General features: G+C 34.1%; 19 protein-coding genes. 13 read left to right on the top strand and 6 right to left on the bottom strand.

Translation table 11 applies throughout. From position 1 onward, the window contains the following. Window positions 1–97: 97 nt before the first annotated feature. From H3S88_RS04545 to hslU, 9 genes are all read left to right on the top strand, one after another. Entirely contained in the window at window positions 98–1,669 is a 1,572-nt protein-coding gene (locus H3S88_RS04545) for a cytochrome ubiquinol oxidase subunit I (RefSeq protein ID WP_198226985.1), read from the top strand. 18 nt (window positions 1,670–1,687) lie between these two features. Continuing rightward, window positions 1,688–2,824 (top strand): cytochrome d ubiquinol oxidase subunit II, encoded by a 1,137-nt coding sequence (gene cydB, locus H3S88_RS04540; protein WP_065738665.1) that lies wholly within the window; start codon window positions 1,688–1,690, stop codon window positions 2,822–2,824. Window positions 2,825–2,833: 9 nt separating this feature from the next. After that, window positions 2,834–2,941 (top strand): cytochrome bd oxidase small subunit, CydX/CbdX family, encoded by a 108-nt coding sequence (locus H3S88_RS04535; protein WP_198226987.1) that lies wholly within the window; start codon window positions 2,834–2,836, stop codon window positions 2,939–2,941. Window positions 2,942–3,127: 186 nt separating this feature from the next. Further along, window positions 3,128–3,523 (top strand): tol-pal system-associated acyl-CoA thioesterase, encoded by a 396-nt coding sequence (gene ybgC, locus H3S88_RS04530; protein ID WP_198226989.1) that lies wholly within the window; start codon window positions 3,128–3,130, stop codon window positions 3,521–3,523. Next, window positions 3,524–4,204, top strand: a complete 681-nt coding sequence (tolQ, locus tag H3S88_RS04525) for a protein TolQ (protein WP_198226991.1) — start codon at window positions 3,524–3,526, stop codon at window positions 4,202–4,204. Between the two features lie 2 nt (window positions 4,205–4,206). Next, window positions 4,207–4,626, top strand: a complete 420-nt coding sequence (gene tolR / locus H3S88_RS04520; protein ID WP_065738668.1) for a colicin uptake protein TolR — start codon at window positions 4,207–4,209, stop codon at window positions 4,624–4,626. 41 nt (window positions 4,627–4,667) lie between these two features. Next, window positions 4,668–5,741 (top strand): cell envelope integrity protein TolA, encoded by a 1,074-nt coding sequence (gene tolA, locus H3S88_RS04515; RefSeq protein ID WP_232352442.1) that lies wholly within the window; start codon window positions 4,668–4,670, stop codon window positions 5,739–5,741. Window positions 5,742–5,902: 161 nt separating this feature from the next. Further along, window positions 5,903–6,430 carry an ATP-dependent protease subunit HslV gene (hslV, locus tag H3S88_RS04510; protein WP_198226995.1) on the top strand — a complete coding sequence of 176 codons (528 nt, stop codon included), beginning with the start codon at window positions 5,903–5,905 and terminating at the stop codon, window positions 6,428–6,430. Between the two features lie 27 nt (window positions 6,431–6,457). Further along, window positions 6,458–7,786 (top strand): HslU--HslV peptidase ATPase subunit, encoded by a 1,329-nt coding sequence (gene hslU / locus H3S88_RS04505; RefSeq protein ID WP_198226997.1) that lies wholly within the window; start codon window positions 6,458–6,460, stop codon window positions 7,784–7,786. 86 nt (window positions 7,787–7,872) lie between these two features. On the opposite strand, the gene asmA is transcribed toward hslU, so the two are convergent. From asmA to mltA, 3 genes are all read right to left on the bottom strand, one after another. Then, the gene (gene asmA / locus H3S88_RS04500; RefSeq protein ID WP_198226999.1) at window positions 7,873–9,762 is read right to left on the bottom strand and encodes an outer membrane assembly protein AsmA; all 1,890 of its coding nucleotides are present in this window, start codon (window positions 9,760–9,762) and stop codon (window positions 7,873–7,875) included. Between the two features lie 36 nt (window positions 9,763–9,798). Next, window positions 9,799–10,380, bottom strand: a complete 582-nt coding sequence (gene dcd / locus H3S88_RS04495; RefSeq protein ID WP_198227001.1) for a dCTP deaminase — start codon at window positions 10,378–10,380, stop codon at window positions 9,799–9,801. A 70-nt stretch (window positions 10,381–10,450) separates the two neighbouring features. Continuing rightward, window positions 10,451–11,539 carry a murein transglycosylase A gene (mltA, locus tag H3S88_RS04490; RefSeq protein ID WP_198227003.1) on the bottom strand — a complete coding sequence of 363 codons (1,089 nt, stop codon included), beginning with the start codon at window positions 11,537–11,539 and terminating at the stop codon, window positions 10,451–10,453. 196 nt (window positions 11,540–11,735) lie between these two features. Here mltA and cycA point away from each other — a divergent pair, with 196 nt between their 5' ends. Further along, window positions 11,736–13,106, top strand: a complete 1,371-nt coding sequence (gene cycA / locus H3S88_RS04485; RefSeq protein ID WP_198227005.1) for a D-serine/D-alanine/glycine transporter — start codon at window positions 11,736–11,738, stop codon at window positions 13,104–13,106. 47 nt (window positions 13,107–13,153) lie between these two features. Here the strand turns inward: cycA and H3S88_RS04480 are convergent, their stop codons facing one another. After that, window positions 13,154–14,176: a TerC/Alx family metal homeostasis membrane protein gene (locus tag H3S88_RS04480; protein WP_198227007.1), complete on the bottom strand. Its 1,023-nt coding sequence runs from the start codon at window positions 14,174–14,176 to the stop codon at window positions 13,154–13,156. Window positions 14,177–14,359: 183 nt separating this feature from the next. Between H3S88_RS04480 and dacB the strand changes: the two genes are divergently transcribed. Then, on the top strand, window positions 14,360–15,796 hold the full coding sequence (gene dacB / locus H3S88_RS04475) for a serine-type D-Ala-D-Ala carboxypeptidase (RefSeq protein ID WP_198227009.1): 1,437 nt from the start codon (window positions 14,360–14,362) through the stop codon (window positions 15,794–15,796). 74 nt (window positions 15,797–15,870) lie between these two features. On the opposite strand, the gene H3S88_RS04470 is transcribed toward dacB, so the two are convergent. Then, entirely contained in the window at window positions 15,871–17,706 is a 1,836-nt protein-coding gene (locus H3S88_RS04470) for an ABC transporter ATP-binding protein (RefSeq protein ID WP_198227011.1), read from the bottom strand. 253 nt (window positions 17,707–17,959) lie between these two features. After that, window positions 17,960–18,652 carry a LexA family transcriptional regulator gene (locus tag H3S88_RS04465; RefSeq protein ID WP_039127328.1) on the bottom strand — a complete coding sequence of 231 codons (693 nt, stop codon included), beginning with the start codon at window positions 18,650–18,652 and terminating at the stop codon, window positions 17,960–17,962. 645 nt (window positions 18,653–19,297) lie between these two features. Here H3S88_RS04465 and tatA point away from each other — a divergent pair. Further along, the gene (tatA, locus tag H3S88_RS04460; RefSeq protein WP_051516275.1) at window positions 19,298–19,462 is read left to right on the top strand and encodes a twin-arginine translocase TatA/TatE family subunit; all 165 of its coding nucleotides are present in this window, start codon (window positions 19,298–19,300) and stop codon (window positions 19,460–19,462) included. 12 nt (window positions 19,463–19,474) lie between these two features. Continuing rightward, window positions 19,475–20,659 (top strand): FAD-dependent monooxygenase, encoded by a 1,185-nt coding sequence (locus H3S88_RS04455; RefSeq protein ID WP_198227013.1) that lies wholly within the window; start codon window positions 19,475–19,477, stop codon window positions 20,657–20,659. Window positions 20,660–20,684 lie beyond the last annotated feature (25 nt).

Below are 20,684 nucleotides of genomic sequence, written 5' to 3'. Positions count from 1 at the left end.
CTGTCAATTTTTATTCTTTAAATAATGTTGTACAATAGCTAAAGTAACTTTACAAATTTTGTGGGCATTTAAGCATTTAAGGATAAGGGAGCGCTTTATGTTAGATATAGTAGAACTGTCACGCCTTCAATTTGCACTCACAGCAATGTATCATTTCATTTTTGTACCATTAACACTGGGCTTGGCATTTATGCTTGCAATTATGGAAACAGTATATGTTGTGAGTGGCAAGCAAGTCTGGAAGGATATGACCAAATTCTGGGGTAAACTATTCGGTATTAATTTTGCTGTTGGTGTTGCTACAGGTTTAACCATGGAATTTCAATTCGGTACCAACTGGTCTTATTACTCACACTATGTGGGTGATATTTTTGGTGCACCGCTTGCAATTGAAGGATTAATGGCATTTTTCTTGGAATCAACGATGGTTGGTTTATTCTTTTTTGGATGGGATAGACTAAGTCGTGGTAAACATTTAATGGTCACTTGGTGTGTGGCGTTTGGTTCAAACTTTTCAGCACTTTGGATTTTAGTCGCAAATGGATGGATGCAATTCCCTATAGGATCTGAATTTAATCCGATAAACTCACGTATGGAAATGGCCAGCTTTTTCGAACTAATTACCAATTCTGTTGCTCAATACAAATTCGTACATACTGTTGCTGCAGGATACTTAACCGGTGCGATGTTTGTTTTAAGTATTAGCTCATATTATCTTTTAAAGAAACGAGATTTACCTTTCGCAAATCGTTCTTTTGCCGTAGCGGCCATGTTTGGTTTTATCATGTCAATTGTTGTCGCCGTCATGGGGGATGAAGCAGGTCACGAATTGTCGACCGTACAACCTACTAAACTGGCAGCAATTGAAGGCGAATGGGAAACTCAACCTGCACCAGCGTCATTTAATGTGATTGCATTCCCATCGCAAAAAAATAAGGAAAATTTATTTGCAATTGAGATTCCGTATGTAATGGGAATAATGACGACCCGTTCACTTGATAAGCAAGTAATTGGTTTGAAAGATATTATTACTGATAATGAAACCAGAATCCGTAATGGTATCTTAGCCTATGCTAATTTAGAAAAAATTCAAAAAGGCGATCAAGATCCATCTGTTCTTAAAGCCTTTGAGGATAATAAAGCCGATTTAGGATATGGTTATTTGGTTAAACGTTTTACTGATCGTGATAATTTAACGATTCCTGAGGCTACTGAAGAACATATTAAAGCGGCGACAGATGATTCAATTCCAACTGTATGGCCTTTGTTCTGGGCATTTAGAGGAATGGTTGGTTTTGGATTGCTGATGATTTTAGGTGCCGGACTCGCGTTATGGGCAACTTACAAAAATAAAATTGGTCAAAAACGTTGGTTACATCGTTTACTTCTTCTATTATTGCCTGCGCCATGGCTTGCTTGTGAATGTGGCTGGTTTGTTGCGGAATATGGTCGTCAACCTTGGGCAATTCAAGATATTTTACCGACTGGAGTCGCCAATTCCTCGTTAACGCCAGGGGAAGTATTATTTACTATGACCTTAGTTTGTGGTCTATATACACTATTTTTAGTTGCTGAATTGTTCTTGATGTTCAAGTTTGCGCGATTAGGACCGAGTTCATTAGGTACTGGCAACTATTATTATGAAAAAACACAAGCGATATCAGAATAGGCATAGGGAGTATATACAATGATTGATTACGAAATTGTACGCGTCATCTGGTGGGTGTTGATTAGTGTTGTTTTAATCGCTTTTGTTATCACTGATGGCTTTGATATGGGCGTTGGTATTTTATTACCTTTTATCGGTAAAACTGATTCTGAACGTCGTATAATGATAAATGCAATTGCCCCACACTGGGATGGTAACCAAGTTTGGTTAATTACTGGTGGTGCAGGTATATTTGCTGCTTGGCCTATGGCTTATGCTGTATCCTTTTCTGGTTTTTATATTGCGATGATTTTAGTGTTATGTGCATTATTCTTTAGACCAATTGGTTTTGATTATCGTAGTAAATTAGAGAACACTAAATGGCGTAATATGTGGGATATCGCTATCTTTTTAGGAAGCTTTGTTCCTGCACTTGTGTTAGGGGTAGCTTTTGGAAACTTATTGGAAGGTGTACCATTTAGATTCGATAATTCTTATCGTGCTTTTTATGATGGTTCTTTTTTTGGTCTACTTAATCCATTTGCATTATTAGCAGGTATTGTCAGCTTAATGTTAATGGTTGCTCATGGTGGGGCTTGGTTGCAATTAAAGACTTCTGGTGAACTTTATCTAAGAGCTAGAAAAGCAACCCAAATTGCTAGTTTAATTATGTTAATTGCATTCGTATTGGCTGGTGTGTGGGTTACTTTTGGTATTCATGGTTATGAAATTACTAGTGCAATAGATTACAATGGTGTTTCTCATCCGTTAAATAAGACTGTATCAACAGATGTTTCATGGTTAAAAAATTACATGAATTACCCTATTTTATGGCTTGTTCCTGCATTAGGTGTATTATTACCATTATTAACTATTTTCTTTTCTGGTTTGAATAAAAATGGATTAGTGTTTTTATCATCTTCTTTAACCATTGCTTGTGTATTATTTACATATGGTATTGCAACATTCCCATTTGTTATTCCATCAAGCATTATGCCAAATGCTAGTTTAACAATATGGGATGCAAGTTCTAGTCAATTAACACTGAATATAATGTTTGGTGTGGTGGTAATATTCTTACCAATCATACTTTTCTATACTATTTGGAGTTATATAAAAATGTTTGGGCGATTAGACAAAAATCATATTGAAAATAATAAACATTCACTTTATTAAGGAATAATTATGTATTACGTATTATGGTTCATTGGAGTTATTGCAACTTGTATGCTTGCTGTTGTTACTGGACTTTGGGTTGAAAACTCTAGTAACGAAAAAGAAATGAACAAATAGTGAAATCTACAAAAAATAAATATAAAGGTGACAAATTGTCACCTTTTTGATTATTAGTCTGCCAATGTGATAAATAATTGACAAATGATAATTGTTTTCATTTAACTATTTTTATATCATAGTGCAGCGAATTTTATATTCAGATATAATGTCGCTAATTTTTTAGTTTAAATTAGATCATAGAATATGAAACAATTCAATTGGAATGCAAGAGTCTATTATGAAGACACGGATGCTGGCGGAGTTGTTTACCACGCTCGGTATCTTGCTTTTTATGAACGTGCTAGAACAGAAATGCTAAGACAGCTTGATATTAGTCAACAAACATTACTACAAGAAGGTATTGCTTTTGTTGTTAAAAAGATGGATATTAGCTACGACTTTCCAGCACGTTTAGATGACATGCTAACTATCAGCACTCAGGTTGAGCAAATTCGTAAGGCGTCTATTATTTTTAAACAGACTATATTAAATCAGAATAAGCAAATTATCAGCAATGCTGATATAGTTATTGCTTGTGTCAATATGACTAAAATGAAGCCATGTGCGCTTCCAAAGTTATTAGTTTTGGAGTTTATTTAAGTGGAAAATTTGAATATTATTGATCTTTTTTTACAGGCAGGCCTTTTGGTACAAGGCGTTATGTTATTGTTACTAGCATTTTCTGTGATGTCTTGGGCTATTATATTCCAACGTACTAAAATTTTAGGGAAGGCTAAAAAACAAATTGATCAATTCGAAAATAGTTTCTGGGCATCGGAAGAACTAAATATGTTGTTTGATAAAGCAAAATATCATAAAGAAGACATTAGCGGTACAGAACATATTTTCTATTCAGGTTTTAAGGAGTTTTCACGTCTTTACCAAATCAACCCAAATATGCCAGAAGCTGCATTAGATGGAGCTTCTCGCTCTATGCGGTTAGCAATGAACCGTGAACTCGATAATTTAGAATTACATATTCCTTTTTTAGGTACTGTAGGTTCAATTAGCCCTTATATCGGCTTATTTGGTACTGTTTGGGGGATTATGCATGCGTTTATTTCTTTAGGTGCGGTAAAACAAGCAACATTACAAATGGTTGCTCCGGGGATAGCTGAAGCTTTAATTGCAACGGCGATTGGTTTATTCGCTGCTATACCTGCTGTTCTTGCTTATAATCGCTTATCACTACGTGTAAGTCGACTTGAACAGAGTTACCTTAATTTTATTGACGAATTTTCAGCTATTTTACAACGTCAAGCTGTGGCTGTTAGGAAATAATTATGAGTAGACGTTCACGATATTCAACTAAATCTGAAATCAATATAGTTCCGTTGCTTGATGTATTATTAGTGTTGGTGCTTATTTTTATGGCAACAGCACCAATTATAAGCCAAAGTGTAGAGGTAGACTTACCTGAAGCATCAGAATCAAAAACAGTTTCTCCTGCTGACAATAAACCGATAATCATTGAAGTATCTGGTATTGGTGTATATGCTCTCATTATTGATCAAGATCGTCAATCCGACTTACCGCAAGAGCAAATTGTTGCTGAGGTAAAACATCAAATTTCAATAAATGAAAAAGCTGTTTTTTTAGTTGGTGGTGCTAAGAATGTTCCTTATGAAGAAATTATAAAAGCATTAAATTTATTGCAATCTGCAGGCGTTAAATCTGTTGGACTGATGACTCAACCAATTTAACTAACCATAATAATACATTAAAAATATCAGCAATGTCTTATATGCGAAATTCTAAATTAAGTATACCAATAATAATATCGATTATATTACATTTAATCTTAATTATTATTCTTGGTTATCAAGCTATAAAAAATATAGATGGTGTCAATTATGGTAAAGAGACTGGAAACAGTATTGATGCTATTATGATCGATCCTTCTGTTATGACTGATCAATATCAACGTCAATTAAAAACGAAAGAGAGCCAACAGCAAGCTGATAGAAAAAGAGAACAGCAGTTAGCCGATCAAGCTAAAGAATTGCAAGAAAAACAACTAGCTGAACAACAATATCTAAAGGATTTAACAAAAGAACGTATAAAACTTGCTGAGCAATTGAAAAAGCAAGAAGAAGAAAGGATTGCAGCAGAGAAAGCAGCAGCTGAAAAGGCGGCGGCAGAGAAAGCAGCAGCGGAAAAGGCGGCGGCAGAAAAAGCAGCGGCGGAAAAGGCGGCAGCAGAAAAAGCAGCGGCGGAAAAGGTGGCAGCAGAAAAAGCAGCAGCTGAAAAGGCTGCGGCAGAGAAAGCAGCAGCTGAAAAGGCAGCAGCGGAAAAGGCGGCGGCAGAGAAAGCAGCAGCGGAAAAGGCAGCGGCGGAAAAGGCGGCAGCAGAAAAAGCAGCAGCTGAAAAGGCAGCGGCAGAAAAAGCGGCAGCAGAAAAGAAAGCAGCGGAGATAAAAGCTAAACAAAAGGCAGAACAGGCTAAAAAAGATAAAGCTATTAATGATCTATTAGGTGGTCTGACTTCTGGCGCTCCAGATTCTCCAAGTGATCAAAGTGGAGCTTCTGCAAGTCGTAAAGGTTCATCCGAAGATGAACTAGCTAAATACAAAGCGTTAGTGACAAATGCTATAAGCAATAAATTTATAAATCCAGCTAATGTTTATAGTGGCAAAAGTTGTGTTTTACAAATTCAAATAGCACCGGATGGGTTATTACTTAATGTAACTTCTAGTGGAGGTGATGAAGCTTTATGTCGTGAAGCGGTTGCTGCCACTAAACTTGCAACTATTCCAAAACCAGCGAGTGGTTTATATGATGAAGTAAAAAATATGACAGTTGAATTCCAACCCAAATAGTATTGAAATTATTTTATTAAAAATGATTTGATCTAAAAGCTTCTTTATAGAAATAAATTTTCAACATCTTTTAATGGAGATGTTGAAAATCAATTATTCGTCCTCATATATCTTCTATTCATTCCAAATTTAGTTATTTTAAGTAAGAGAAGGAGCAGAATATGACAACAATAGTCAGCGTTCGCCGTGAAGGGCAAGTGGTTATTGGTGGTGATGGTCAAGTTACACTTGGTGAACGTATTATTATGAAAGGTAATGCACGTAAAGTTCGTCGTTTATATAATAATAAAGTAATTGCGGGTTTTGCCGGTGGTACTGCCGATGCTTTTACACTTTTTGAGTTATTTGAACGTAAACTAGAAATGCACCAAGGTCATTTAACTAAGGCTGCTGTTGAACTAGCTAAAGATTGGCGTACAGATAGAATGCTACGTAAATTAGAAGCATTACTTGCTGTTGCCGATGAAAGTGCCTCACTGATTATTACAGGTACTGGTGATGTTATACAGCCAGAAGATGATCTTATTGCCATTGGTTCGGGTGGACCTTATGCTCAAGCAGCAGCTAGAGCTTTGTTAGATAATACAGCATTATCTGCACATGATATCGTACAAAAATCTCTATCAATAGCGGGTGACATTTGTGTTTACACCAACAACTTCCAAACTATTGAAGAACTCAATTACTAATTAAACTGATTTAAGAGAACTACTATTATGTCTGAAATGACTCCTCGCGAAATTGTAAGCGAATTAAACCAACATATTATTGGACAAGATAAAGCAAAACGTTCAGTTGCTATTGCTTTGCGTAATCGTTGGCGTCGAATGCAACTTGATGAAGCATTACGTCATGAAGTTACGCCAAAAAATATTCTCATGATAGGTCCAACGGGTGTTGGTAAAACAGAAATTGCAAGAAGATTAGCTAAACTTGCTAGAGCTCCATTTATTAAAGTCGAAGCAACAAAATTTACCGAAGTTGGCTATGTAGGTAAAGAAGTTGACTCAATCATTCGAGATCTAACTGACTCTGCTGTTAAGATGATTCGGCAAGAAGCAATTGAAAGAAACCGAAATAGAGCTCAAGAACTAGCTGAAGAACGTATTTTAGATGTGCTTGTACCGCCTGCTAAAGATGGTTGGGGGCAAGTTGAAAATAATAATGATTCGACTGCTCGACAAGCATTTAGAAAAAAATTACGAGAAGGTTCACTTGACGATAAAGAAATAGAAATCGAAGTTGCTGGTGTTAATATTGGCGTTGAAATTATGGCGCCACCAGGAATGGAAGAAATGACTAATCAATTGCAGTCAATGTTCCAAAATTTAGGTGGGCAAAAAACTAAAGCTCGCAAAATGAAGATTAAAGATGCCTTCAAGCAGCTTACTGAAGAAGAAGCAGCAAAATTGGTTAACCCTGATGAGCTTAAACATGAAGCAATTGAAGCAGTTGAACAAAATGGTATTGTGTTTATTGATGAGATTGATAAAGTGTGTAAAAGAGGTAATTCCTCTGGACCAGATGTTTCGCGTGAAGGTGTTCAGCGTGATTTATTACCACTTGTTGAAGGTTGTACTGTTTCAACTAAACATGGCTCGGTAAAAACCGATCATATTTTATTTATCGCTTCTGGTGCATTCCAAACTGCAAATCCATCAGATTTAATTCCTGAACTTCAAGGGCGTTTACCAATTCGAGTTGAATTACAAGCGTTAACTAGCGAAGATTTCGAAAGAATTTTAACTGAACCGAATGCATCATTAACTGTGCAATATAAAGCATTAATGGCAACTGAAGGGGTGAATATCGACTTTACACCTGACGGTATTCGTAAAATTGCCGAATCAGCTTGGCAAGTAAATGAGCAAAATGAAAATATCGGTGCTCGTAGGTTACACACTGTGCTTGAACGTCTAATGGAAGAAGTATCATTTGATGCAAGTGAACTTAATGGCAAAACAGTGACTATTGATGCTAAATATGTAAGTGACCATTTAGATAAACTTGTAGCAGATGAGGATCTAAGTAAGTTTATTCTATAATAAATAGAGTAGGATTTTACTAACAATAAAAAAGGTGAGTTTTTAACTCACCTTTTTTTATTATGCTTGTTAGTTAATTTAGCTTGTTATTTGCTCAATAAATTTTCTAACATATCAACGGCTTTTTGTTTGGAATTTGATTTTGAGCCATCTTTTGAGCTGCGATTTTCTAATTTGTTGCGAAATTTATCTAAACTTTCTTGTAACTTATCATTAAAGAGATCTTTAATCACTTGACCTATATCAAGTTGATAATGAAGTTTAGAAAATTGCCCGTAAATACGCAGTGGAATTACTAGTTTTTGTAGTTTGGCAATAGTTTCGCTTTTTCCGTTCCAACCACCAAGAATTTTAATGTTCATGTTAATATCGAGATCTTTTTGAATCATCCCAACTTTGCCCGAACCATCAACTATTTCAAGGGTTGGTGAAAGGGCATTTAATGTTGTTAATTCCAGATCTCCTCTATTTAAATAGGCATCAGTACTAATTTTAGAAAATTCTGTATAATTTTTCATATTTTCAGTTGCTGAAACATCTTTAGTATATTTAGTTGCAGCATTCTGAATGATACTATTTATATTGATTTTATTTAATTTCGCATTAGTTACATTAATTGATAAATTACCTTTTAAATTTTCTAATAACTTATTTCCAGATAATGTATTTACTTCTATATCTCCGCTTGCATTAAATAATCCTTCCAAATCATTAGGTGTTTCCATCTGGTTGAAAAATGTATTTAAATCAATATTAGTAACTTTTGGAATTAGTTTTATTTGAGTATATTTTTGTTTACCATTTGCCATACCCGTAGCTGCTATGTGACCTTTAGCGAAGTCAAAATTAATATTTTGGAATGTTGCAACTCCATCATTATTGGCTAAAGCTACATTGATATTATTTAATATCATCTTATTAATATTTAATTTTTTAATGTCTAGTTTTGCTTTAGCGTTAAAACTATTCAGAAAGCTTAGTTCGTTATCTACTTTTGTAACATTAGATACAACAGGCGGAGTTTGTTGTATTGTAATGTTTTCATTTGTTTTTTTGTCTTTCTCTAAAAAAGGAGTAAGATTTAACTCATTACTTGTTACTGTTAAATCGATATAAGGCTTTTTATCAAAATTAGCATTAACGGCACCAGAAAAATAATTTTCATTAACTGAAAAAGATAAATCCTTGCTTGTTAATTGTTTTGAATTGTGTAGATAATTAATAACACCTTTCAAATTGCCTTTTAGTTCTTTGGTAGGAATAGCTACGCCCTTATAGGTGTAATCAAATTTCTTCAGATCAATTATGGCTTTTTCTGGGAATAGTGCTAAATCAACATCTGCATCAGCCACATAAGAAAAATTTTGTTGATTACGATCGATATTGCCTTTAACATCAATAGCAATCTTTTTATCAGCCTTTTGGATGATAGCAAGGTTAATATTTCTAAAGTTGATAAAATCATCTGTATTTTGTAAAACAACAGTGCTATCAGAAACTTCAAGTTTATTTAAGGTAAATGCCCATTTTGTTGATGAGTCTTTCTGCTGCTTAGTTTGTGTAGTCTGACTTTCATCTGCAGAGGGTAGCTGTTCAGCTTTATGTTTATAAACTTGTCCTTTACTGTCATCGGTAATATTGATGATAGCCGATTTTATAAATACATTTTTAACCTCTAATTTTTTTGAAAATAAAGGAAATAGCTCTACATCAAGGCGCATATTATCCGCTGTTAAAATTGGCTTTTTGGCATCAATGTCAGACAGTTTAACTGAATCAGTTAATATACTTACTTGTGGCCAGATGTGCCATCGTAAATTACCGTCAATAGTTAATTCATAACCTGTTTTATCTTTAACTGTATCAGAAATAAAACCTCTATAATTGTTAGGATCAACAAAAATAATAAGAGATACGATACCAATGGCAGTAAGAAGAATTAAAACTAAAAGAGTAATCAATATTTTTTTGATCATGTTAATATTCCTTCAGAATAAAAACTACTGAGTGATTTAGTCTTTATCAATACGGCTAGCGACTGCGCCATGTTGATCTTTATATTTTGCATCTTGTCTACTATTATACGGCCTAGCTGCTGGACCGGTTAGTGTTTCAAAGCTAAGTGCTCCTATAGTCATTCCTGGTCTAAGTGCTAACGGAATTTTTCCAGAATTAAAAAACTCTAGTACAATTTGTCCTTGCCAGCCAGGATCGATCCTATGAGCTGTTACGTGTACCATAAGCCCAAGTCTAGCAAGAGATGATCGTCCATCTAACCAGCCAACCAAATCATTAGGAATTGTGACAGATTCTAAAGTGACGGCTAATGCTAATTCACCTGGATGAAGATAAAACGCATCACCTTCAGGTAATACTATTTCATCACTCATCACTTTTTCCAATACCGCAGATACTTCTTCTTTAGGACCGCTCAAATCAATATAAGGTGTAGTATGCTCCCTAAACGTACGAAATTTATTGCCTAATCTAACATCAATAGTTGCACCATTGATGCAGCTTGGCGCTGGTTGAGGGGTTATTTTTAATTTACCATTTTGTAAATACGTTTCGATATCTCGATCGCATAATCTCATGAGTTATCCTTAATGCAACTTATATTAGTTTATTCTAGCAGGTTCTTTTAATGTCGTCGATGTTCGCAAATTAAGGTTTTAGCACCCATACTCGTCCATAGTGATTATAAAAACCAGCCAGTTCTCCAGGCTTTTCACCAATGCCTAGATAAAGATCAAAGTGTTGACCTTTAATGGCCCCCCCTACATCTAGTGCGACCATTAATCGAGTCTCTCTTCTACCTCGATGTTGACCATCTTCATCAAGAAGTGGCACATCGGCTAAGATTACTGTACCAATGGGAATTAAAGACTTGTCAGAAGCAACTGATGCATTAGCGATTAAGGGAACCGAAGCCGCACCTTTTACTTCTGCATTATATTTTGGTTCAAAAAAGACAAAAGAACGATTCTGTATGAGCAATTGTTTAAGTTTTTCTTCACTTTTATTTTTAGACCAATCTTTTATTGCTTGCATTGATAATTCTTCTTTTTTAATTTCACCTTGTTTTACTAACAATTGCCCGATACTTGAGTAACTATAACCATTTTTTCCAGCATAACTGAAAAATACTAAGGGCTCACCATCTTCAAAATCAATATAAGCACTTCCTTGAACTTCCATAATAAAGTTATCCATTAGAGAGTTACTGTAAGCTATTTCCAGTCCTTTGCCAGCTAATGCACCATTATAAATTTGTTCACGGCTTGGAAATTGTCCTTCAGTTAGGGTTGGCATCTTATAAATAGGGTATTTGAATTCTGATGTTGGAGTATGTCTTGCTTTAATGACTGGTGTATAATAACCCGTAAAATGTACATTACCATAGCCATCTTGCCCAATCATTCTATAACTATTTAATCCAACTTTATAAAATTCATCAAAATCTAATAAGTTGTTAATCCAATTATTAACAGCGGTATAAATATGTTCATTTTCACGATACAACTCAGGGCATGAAGATTCAATCATTGCAACTTGAAGAACATAATCGGAAATATTAACAGGTGCGCTTAAATGGGGATATGATACATTAGAAGTTAATAGCAACTTACCATCCATGTATTGTTCATCCTGTTTAGGATTTTTATTTAAATGACTTTGGCAACCAGTTGATACTGATAGAATAACCAAAATGTATAAGACAGATAAGTAAAAGCAGCGTTTCTTTTGTTTCATGTTAATTATTTATTGTAATAAGTTATAAAGTATAGTGGATTATGCTACACAATTCTATTATAAGAAACTATAGATAATTATTATGTACCCATAAAAAGTTTTCATAACAATTCAGCTTGCGCTTTGATTCTATAGACTTTATAGTCCTATATTCTAGTGAATCGGAAAATTGTGAAAATAAAAGGTAATAATAGCAATGAGCATTAAATCCTCTAACCATGATCTAAAGCGAAACCTTTCTAACCGACATATTCAGTTAATTGCCATTAGTGGTGCAATCGGTACTGGCTTATTTATGGGGTCAGGTAAAACGATAAGTCTGGCTGGACCTTCAATCGTTTTTGTCTATATGGTAATTGGTTTTATCCTGTTTTTTGTTATGCGTGCAATGGGTGAAATTCTACTTTCAAACTTAAAGTATAAATCATTTAGTGATTTTGCGAATGACCTTTTAGGGCCTTGGGCTGGTTTTTTTACAGGATGGACTTATTGGTTTTGTTGGGTAATTACCGGAATTGCAGACGTTGTTGCCATTGCGGGATATGCACAACATTGGTTTCCTGACTTACAGGCATGGATACCAATGTTTTTGACGGTTATTTTATTAGCAACTCTAAATTTATTAACCGTAAAAATGTTTGGTGAGACGGAATTTTGGTTTTCAATGATTAAAATCGTTGCGATTCTTGGATTAATTGTTATTGGGAGTATATTAATTTTAATCTCATATCATTCTACCCAAACTGATACAACAGCAGCGTTTTCAAATTTATGGCAATATGGGGGGCTCTTCCCTAATGGTAGTATGGGCTTTTTTGCTGGCTTTCAAATTGCAATTTTTGCTTTTGTGGGAATTGAGCTAGTTGGTACTACCGCAGCAGAAACTGTCGACCCAAATAAAAATTTACCACGAGCAATTAATTCTGTACCTGCTCGGATTATCTTTTTTTATGTGTTTGCTTTAATCATAATTATGAGTGTTACACCTTGGACATTAATTTCACCAAATAAAAGTCCGTTTGTGGAATTATTTACCTTAATAGGTTTACCTGCTGCGGCAAGCATTATTAATTTTGTAGTGCTGACATCAGCTGCCTCTTCTGCTAATAGCGGTATTTACTCAACGAGTCGTATGTTATTTGGACTTGCAAAAAAGCAAGATGCACCAGAGCCTTTCGGAAAACTATCAAGTCGCTCTGTTCCAGCTAATGGTTTGTTATTTTCTTGTCTCTGCTTATTTGGTGGTGTGGTATTGATTTACCTTGTGCCTAATGTTATGGAGGCCTTTACCATAGTTACGACGATTTCGGCTATTTTATTTATGTTTATTTGGTCGATGATTTTAATTTCTTATATTGCTTATCGTCGTAAGAAAGCTGATTTACATGAGCAATCTGACTTTAAAATGCCTGGCGGTATTTTGATGTGTTTTGTCTGTTTGGCCTTTTTTGCATTTGTAATTGTGTTGCTTACTTTCGAAGCTGATACTTGCCAAGCTTTAATCGCAACACCTATTTGGTTTGTAATATTAGGAGTAAGTTATTATTTCCGTTCATTGAAAAGATAATATGTAAATTAAATATTGGCAGGCATATCCTGCCAATTCTCTTTTAATTATTCATCATTTTTTGCTGGCCAGATAAAGCTTGCAATAATACCTAAAACTAAAATTCCTAACACGATGTAAAGACTCATGCTTGGGCTAATATCGAGTCCATAACCAAACAGATGATGACTGGCATTTAAAGCTAATTTACCAGCAATGAAAAATAGTAAACAGATAACAGCTTTACCTAGATGCAGCAAATATTGTCGCATAGCCTCTAAAACAAAATACATCGTTCTAAGTCCTAAAATAGCAAAAATCATGGCACTATAAACAATTAATGGTTCTTGGCTAACCGCAATTACCGCAGGGACTGAGTCAAAAGCGAACATAACATCACTAAGTTCAATAACAACAATACATAAAAATAACGGTGTTGCATAAAGTACACTTTTAGAAATTTTGCCAATTAAATCGCTGTTTTCTGGTTTTTCAAGTTCGCTGTCTACTTGTTTTTGAGTCAATAAAAAAGAGTGTCCTACAATTTTAGGGTATGAGGGAAAAATATGTTTCGCTATGCGAAAGGCAATATGATTGGAATAATCTTTAATTTCATCATCACTGTTTTGATTTTTTAACATCATTATTCCCGTAAAAGCAACCATAACGGAGAAAACTAACTCCATCCACGGTCCTAAGGATAATAAACTTGTACCAATTATTACAAAAACTCCTCGGAATATAATGGCACCAATAACTCCCCAGTAAAGTAAGCGGTGACGGTAATTATTGGGTACGGTAAACCATGAAAAAATTGCCATAATAACAAACAAATTATCGACAGATAACGCTTTTTCAAGAACATAACCCGTTATAAATAAACTTGCAGCTGTACTACCATGATGAATGTATAAAAATAGTGCAAATCCTAAGGCGACTGCGATCCAAAAAATTGACCATCCAATTGCATTTTTTAAACTAATCGGTTTATCATTGTGGTGAGCATATAAGTCGATAATAATTGCAGCTAGGGATAACCCAACAAATACTAATACTGTTTCTATTGGAAATCCTAATGAATGTTGAATCATATTTATGTGACCTAGTTATAATTTTGATATACAGATAATTTGAATGGGAAATACTGTTTAATATAAACGGTATCATGTAATTATAAAAGTGGTACAGTATATATTGCTAGCTAAATCAAAAAAAGTTATATTTGAATCCCCCCATTAACAATTATAATTAATTAACATTTTGAGCCAATTTTCATGACAAATATCAGGATAATTATTTTATGTATTCTTCCTTTTTTATCAGGATTTTTACATGCGCAATCGGTAGAACCTTATTTATCAACGTTACCTAAAGGAAGCGATTTATCCATTCTGGTTCAATCTGTTGGTAGTAATCCGAAAACATTAGCAAAATATAAGAGCGATCAATTTAAACAACCGGCTAGTACTCAAAAAGTTATTACGGCTTTAGCTGCACAGCTTGAATTAGGTAGTGATTTTCGCTTTAAAACGCTTATGAAAACGAATGGTTCAATAAGTAATAAACAGTTGAATGGTGACCTTATCATTCAATTAAGTGGCGATCCCACCTTTTCAAGTGATAGATTAAAAATAATGCTTACTGAACTGCGGCAAAAAGGTATTGAAAAAATTGCAGGAAATATCATTTTAGATACTTCAGTTTTTGCCAGTCATGATAAAGCCGCTGGTTGGTCATGGAATAACTTAACTGCTTGTTATAATGCACCTCCATTCGCAGCAATCATAAACGATAACTGTTTTTATGCAACAATCACACCAGGAAAGGTAGGCTCTAAAGCATCTGTTTCAGTCGCATCTTATATTCCGGTAGTGGTATCTGCTGATATCAAAACAATTGCCGCCAATAGTAAAGATTTAAATGATAAATATTGTGAGTTAGATGTAAGCTATTTTGATAAAAATCGTTATCATCTATCTGGATGTGTTGCTTCTGGAAATAATAAAATACCATTAAAATTTGCGGTACTTGATGGAACAGCTTATTTTTCTGCAATATTAAAAAAAGAACTCAAATCACAAAAAATAGTTTATACAGGTAAAATTTTAGAGAAAAACCAAAAAAACAGCTCACAACTGACTTTATTAAGTTCCAGTGAGTCAGCCCCACTTTCTGAATTACTGACTGTTATGTTAAAAAAATCAAATAATTTATATGCTGATGCTATTTTTAGAACACTCGGAGCACATCATTACAACATTGCTGGAACTTGGCGTAATAGTAGCGATGCAGTTAAACGAATTTTACTTAAAAAAGCGGGTATTAATCTTGAAAATTTAGTCATTGTGGATGGTTCAGGATTATCCCGATTAAACTTAGTTAGTGCAGACAAATTAATGGAAATATTACAATATATTTCGGCGAATAATGCGCAATTAGGGATTATTGACATGTTGCCAATTGCTGGCGTTGATGGAACCTTGCAAAATCGTAAAAGCTTTAATCAATTACCCTTTAAGGAAACCATTCGAGCCAAAACCGGTTATATTCAAGGTAGTTATAATTTAGCTGGATTTATTCAAAAATCCGATGGTCAATATTTGGCGTTTGTGCAGTTATTATCAGGATATCACGCTGATACACAAGGTGAACCGAAAAATGGTGCAATAATGCGGTTTGAATCAGAATTTTATAAGAATTTTATTGATTAATAAATGAATTAAGGACACATATATGTACTAGCCTTATATGTGTCCTACTACTCTTTGTTCTGATAAATCAATAATTAAATGTTTTCACCTAAGAATCCACCACTCTGATGTTTCCAAAGTTGAGCATACAGTCCATTTTTATCAAGCAATTCTTGATGAGTTCCTTGTTCAATAATTCTTCCTTGATCAAGAACAACTAATCTATCCATTGCCGCGATGGTTGATAATCGGTGAGCAATGGCAATAACGGTTTTACCTTCCATTAAAGTATATAAACTTTCTTGAATAGCTTGCTCAATTTCAGAATCCAACGCACTGGTCGCCTCATCTAATAATAGAATTGGGGCATTTTTTAATATAACTCTAGCAATTGCAATGCGCTGTCGTTGTCCACCTGATAATTTTATGCCTCGCTCTCCTACAAATGCGTCATAGCCTGTTCTACCGTTTGCATCAACAAGTGTATGAATAAAGCTATCAGCATGAGCTTTTTTTGCTGCTATAATCATTTCTTCTTCAGTGGCTTGATTGTTACCATAGAGTAGGTTTTCTCGTACTGAGCGGTGTAATAGGGACGTATCTTGAGTTACCATACCAATTTGGGCGCGTAAGCTTTCTTGGGTAACGGTTGTAATTTCTTGTCCATCAATAATAATTTTACCACTTTGTAAATCATAAAAGCGTAATAATAAATTAATAAGCGTGGATTTACCTGCTCCAGAGCGACCTACTAACCCTATTTTCTCACCTGGATTAATTGTTAAATCCAAATCTTGAATGATAGAGTTTTGTCTTTTGGCATCATAATTGAAGTTAATGTGTTGAAAGTCAATTTTACCTTGTTTTACAACAAGTTCAGTTGCATTAGGTTGATCATTGACTGTTTTAGTTGAAGAAAATGTATTGATACCATCTTTCACTACACCAATATTTTCAAATAGAGCAGCCATTTCCCACATGATCCAATGAGAGAAACCGTTTAATCGTAATGCGACTGCGGTAGTTGTTGCGATTGCTCCAACACCAACTAACTGATCTGTCCATAACCATAAAGCAACACCAGTCGTGCAGAGTATTAATGTAATGGATAAAAGATGGTTAACAATTTCAAAACTGCTGACTAAACGCATTTGTCGATTAACAGTAACTAAAAACTCATCCATTGATTCTTGAGCGTATTTAGCTTCATTACCTGCATGTGAGAACAGTTTAACTGTCATGATATTGGTATAGGCATCGGTGACTCGTCCTGTCATGGTAGAACGTGCATCGGCTTGCATACTGGCAACTTTACCTAGGCGTGGAATAAAATAGTACATTGCAATCCCATAAAGCACAGTCCAACCAAGAAAAGGCATTAATAACCAAAGATCTAATTGTCCAATGATAGCCGCCATGGTAATAAAGGAAATAAGTACATAGATAAAAATATCTGCGACTAAAAAACAAGTATCTCTAACCGCAAGCGCTGTTTGCATAACTTTTGCTGATATTCTTCCTGCAAATTCATCTTGGAAAAAGCGCATACTTTGATTAAGAACTAATCTGTGCAAATTCCAACGCATTCTCATTGGGAAATTGCCAGCAAGACATTGATGTTTAATAATCGTTTGTAAACTGATGATTAGCGTACTGGCTAAAATTATTAAAGCTAATAAAATTAATGTGGTTTTTTCTTGCTGCCAAAATTTAGATGGTTCAACTTCTGCAAGCCAGTCAACCACTTTACCTAATGCAGCAAATAAAAAGGCTTCAAAAGCACCACTTAATCCACTTAGTATGATTAATAACAGCATAAACACGCGAGTGCCTTTGGTTGATTGCCATATAAAACTAAAAAAGTTTTTAGCCGCTGGTTGAGGATCATCTTTAGGATAAGGTGACACCAATTTTTCAAAAAATCGATACATAATAGACCTAATTAGTAAAATGATATTTTATTGGTAAATATATCAATGATATATGGAATATGAGATTAAGGCTAATGGATATAATTCATCCTGATACCCAAATTTAAGTGAAATTTTAAATAAACATTGCTTAGCTATCTACCTGTCATTAAAGGATTTATGAACATAAAAAAATAGTGAGGAAAATGTCTGGTTAATATTTCCTCACTTTAGCAATTATATATTGAAAAACAGTAGATTTCTATTTATTGGTTTAAAAAACGTCTTTAATGATTTGTACAACACGACCAACTATATTGTACTTATCAAAATGAGCTTTAGGTACTTCTATTGTTGGATATTGTTCATTATTACATATTAAAATCCAACTACTCAAAGTTAGGCGTATTTTTCTTAACAAGGTAAAATTTTCATATTCGATTAAATATATTGCTCCATCAACCATCTCCGTTATATCCGTGTTTATAATAAGTCCGTTATTATTTTCAATTTCAGGCGACATTAAATCACCTTTTGCCCAATAGATAATTAATTTTTTTATATCTAAGCCACGATGAGATGCCCAACCTTCCACAACTGGATAATTCATTACAGGTGGTGTTTCTCTAATATAGCGTTGATACTGTGCTTCTTCTTTGGTTGGTAATTGTTTTTTATAAACAGGAATACGATAAATATTTTCATTATATACATCATCGTCATCGTCTTTTGGGTCAAATACTTCAAGTCTGTAACCCGTGGCAAGCCAGTTAAATGAAACATTACATTTCTCAGCAATTACCTCTAGACGAGTAAGTGAGGGATAGGTTTTTCCTGACAAATAATCCCTGATAACAGTTTCTGACATATCACATTTTTTCGCAAAAGCAGAAACAGATAAACCTTGCATTGAATTATATAGTCTGTCTTTGAAGGTTTTGACATTTTTATTTTTGATCATATTCATTTCTGTCTCGTTTTTCTTTTTTTCATCCGTATGGTAATTATAGTGCATATTTTTTAACTTTTATATACACGGTATTGGGAATAATATGTGTTTTAATGTGTTTTTCTTCGATTTAATGTTTTTAATTCGTGTTATATCGCGATTAATCCTTTTTTTTACGGTTTTAGGTTTTTGAACCAATATTTAGAAAAAAACCTTTGAATAGTTTTTTTCCGCTTTAAATCTGTAGTTTTGCACGATATTTATATTATTTTTATGAGTAATAACGTTTTTTTACCTTTTTTTTGATATTTATCTAATTAATGAAAGAGCTGAATTTCATTGGTAATCCATTTTAGTGACATGATTTTTAATATTTTGTTCGTTTTTTTAGCGATTCGTTTTTATAAAACAAAAAAACAAATAAAAACGTTGACTAAAGCGAAAAAAAATGGATAATAAGCAGGGTAAGGATTTTTCATTGTTTTCTTTCCTTATATTCCTTATATTTCATGTTGGCCTGTATAGTTTTATACAGGTCTTTTTTTTATCCATAATCTAGTTATGAAATCCTTTCACAAAAAGAGTATAATGAAATCCCATTAAAACTTACGTCTAAGAATAAAGTTTAAATAGATAAGAGTAGTTAATTAAGAGGATTTTATTATGTCATTTAGTATCCCACACCTTTTAGTGTTTCTTGCTGTGGTCGTTCTATTATTTGGTACTAAAAAATTACGTAATTTAGGTTCAGATCTTGGTTTCGCATTAAAAAGCTTCAAAAAAGCGATGAATGACGATGAAATTGAATTAAAGAAAGATAATAAGTAACGATTGATTAGTATGGATACTCACTTTGATATTGTAATCGTTGGCGGTGGTTTAGTTGGGTTAGCAACAGCTTGTGCACTTAGTCAATATGATTTGAAGATAGCGATCGTAGATGCTAAAGTTCATCACAATGAATCTTTTCTACAAAATGAAATCGGCATAAGGGCTTCAGCAATTAATGGTGCTAGCCAAAGGTATTTTTCTCAAATAGGCATTTGGGATGATTTATTAAATAGTCATCGTGTGCAAGACTTTACCGAAATAGGTGTATGGGAAAAAAACGGTATAGCGCATCTTTCAGCTCACGCAAAAGATTATGGTTATCCAAATCTAGGCTATATCATCGAAAATAATCTGATCTCTCACTGTTTGTATCACTTTGCTAAAGAAAATCACAATATAACCATTTATAATCTTGCTGCCATTGATAATTGCTATAATGATGATTATGCATTTTTAACCTTGGCAGATAATACTATTTTACAAGCTAAACTTATTATCGGCGCTGATGGTGCACACTCTTGGTTGCGTAAACATGAAAAAATTTCAGTTTTTGAACGTAACTATCTTCATCACGCAGTAATTACCACCGTTGAAACTCAGTATCCTCACCAATCTTGTGCTAAACAAATTTTTTATCCAAATGGTATTGTTGCTTTTTTACCTCTTTGGCAAGCAAATAAAAGTTGCTTGGTATGGTCAACTAAACCTAACCAAGCAACAACTTTAACATCGCTTACAGAATCAGAGTTCTGCCAAGAACTGTTTAAATTAACGGGCGATAAAGTAGGTAAATGCCAATTAATTAATCAACGGATGGTTTTTCCACTAAAAGCGCGTTTTGCCAAACAATTCGTTAAACATCGAACAGTGCTTATTGGTGATGCCGCACATACTATTCATCCTTTGGCAGGGCAAGGAGTGAATTTAGGTTTTCAAGATTCAGCTTTATTAGTTTCGACAATTAAGCAATTACATGATAAACACAAAGATATAGGACTTGCTGATAATTTAAAATCTTTCCAATTTACTCGCCGTAAAGATACGTTAGTAATGTTAACTGCGATGCGAACTATTCAAGACATGTTTAATGGTGATAATGTTTTGAAAAAAATGTTAAGAACTGCGGGCATGAATGCTATAGACAATTGTTCACCCTTGAAAAAACAACTTATTAAATACGCAATGCATATTTAATCGAATCCAAATATTTAAATCCTGC

This window comes from Gilliamella sp. B14448G11 (assembly GCF_016101765.1).
Classification (GTDB): Bacteria; Pseudomonadota; Gammaproteobacteria; order Enterobacterales; family Orbaceae; genus Gilliamella; species Gilliamella apicola_N.
The sequence above is the reverse complement of the archived record's forward strand: the minus strand, read 5'-3'. Positions and strand labels throughout refer to the sequence as shown.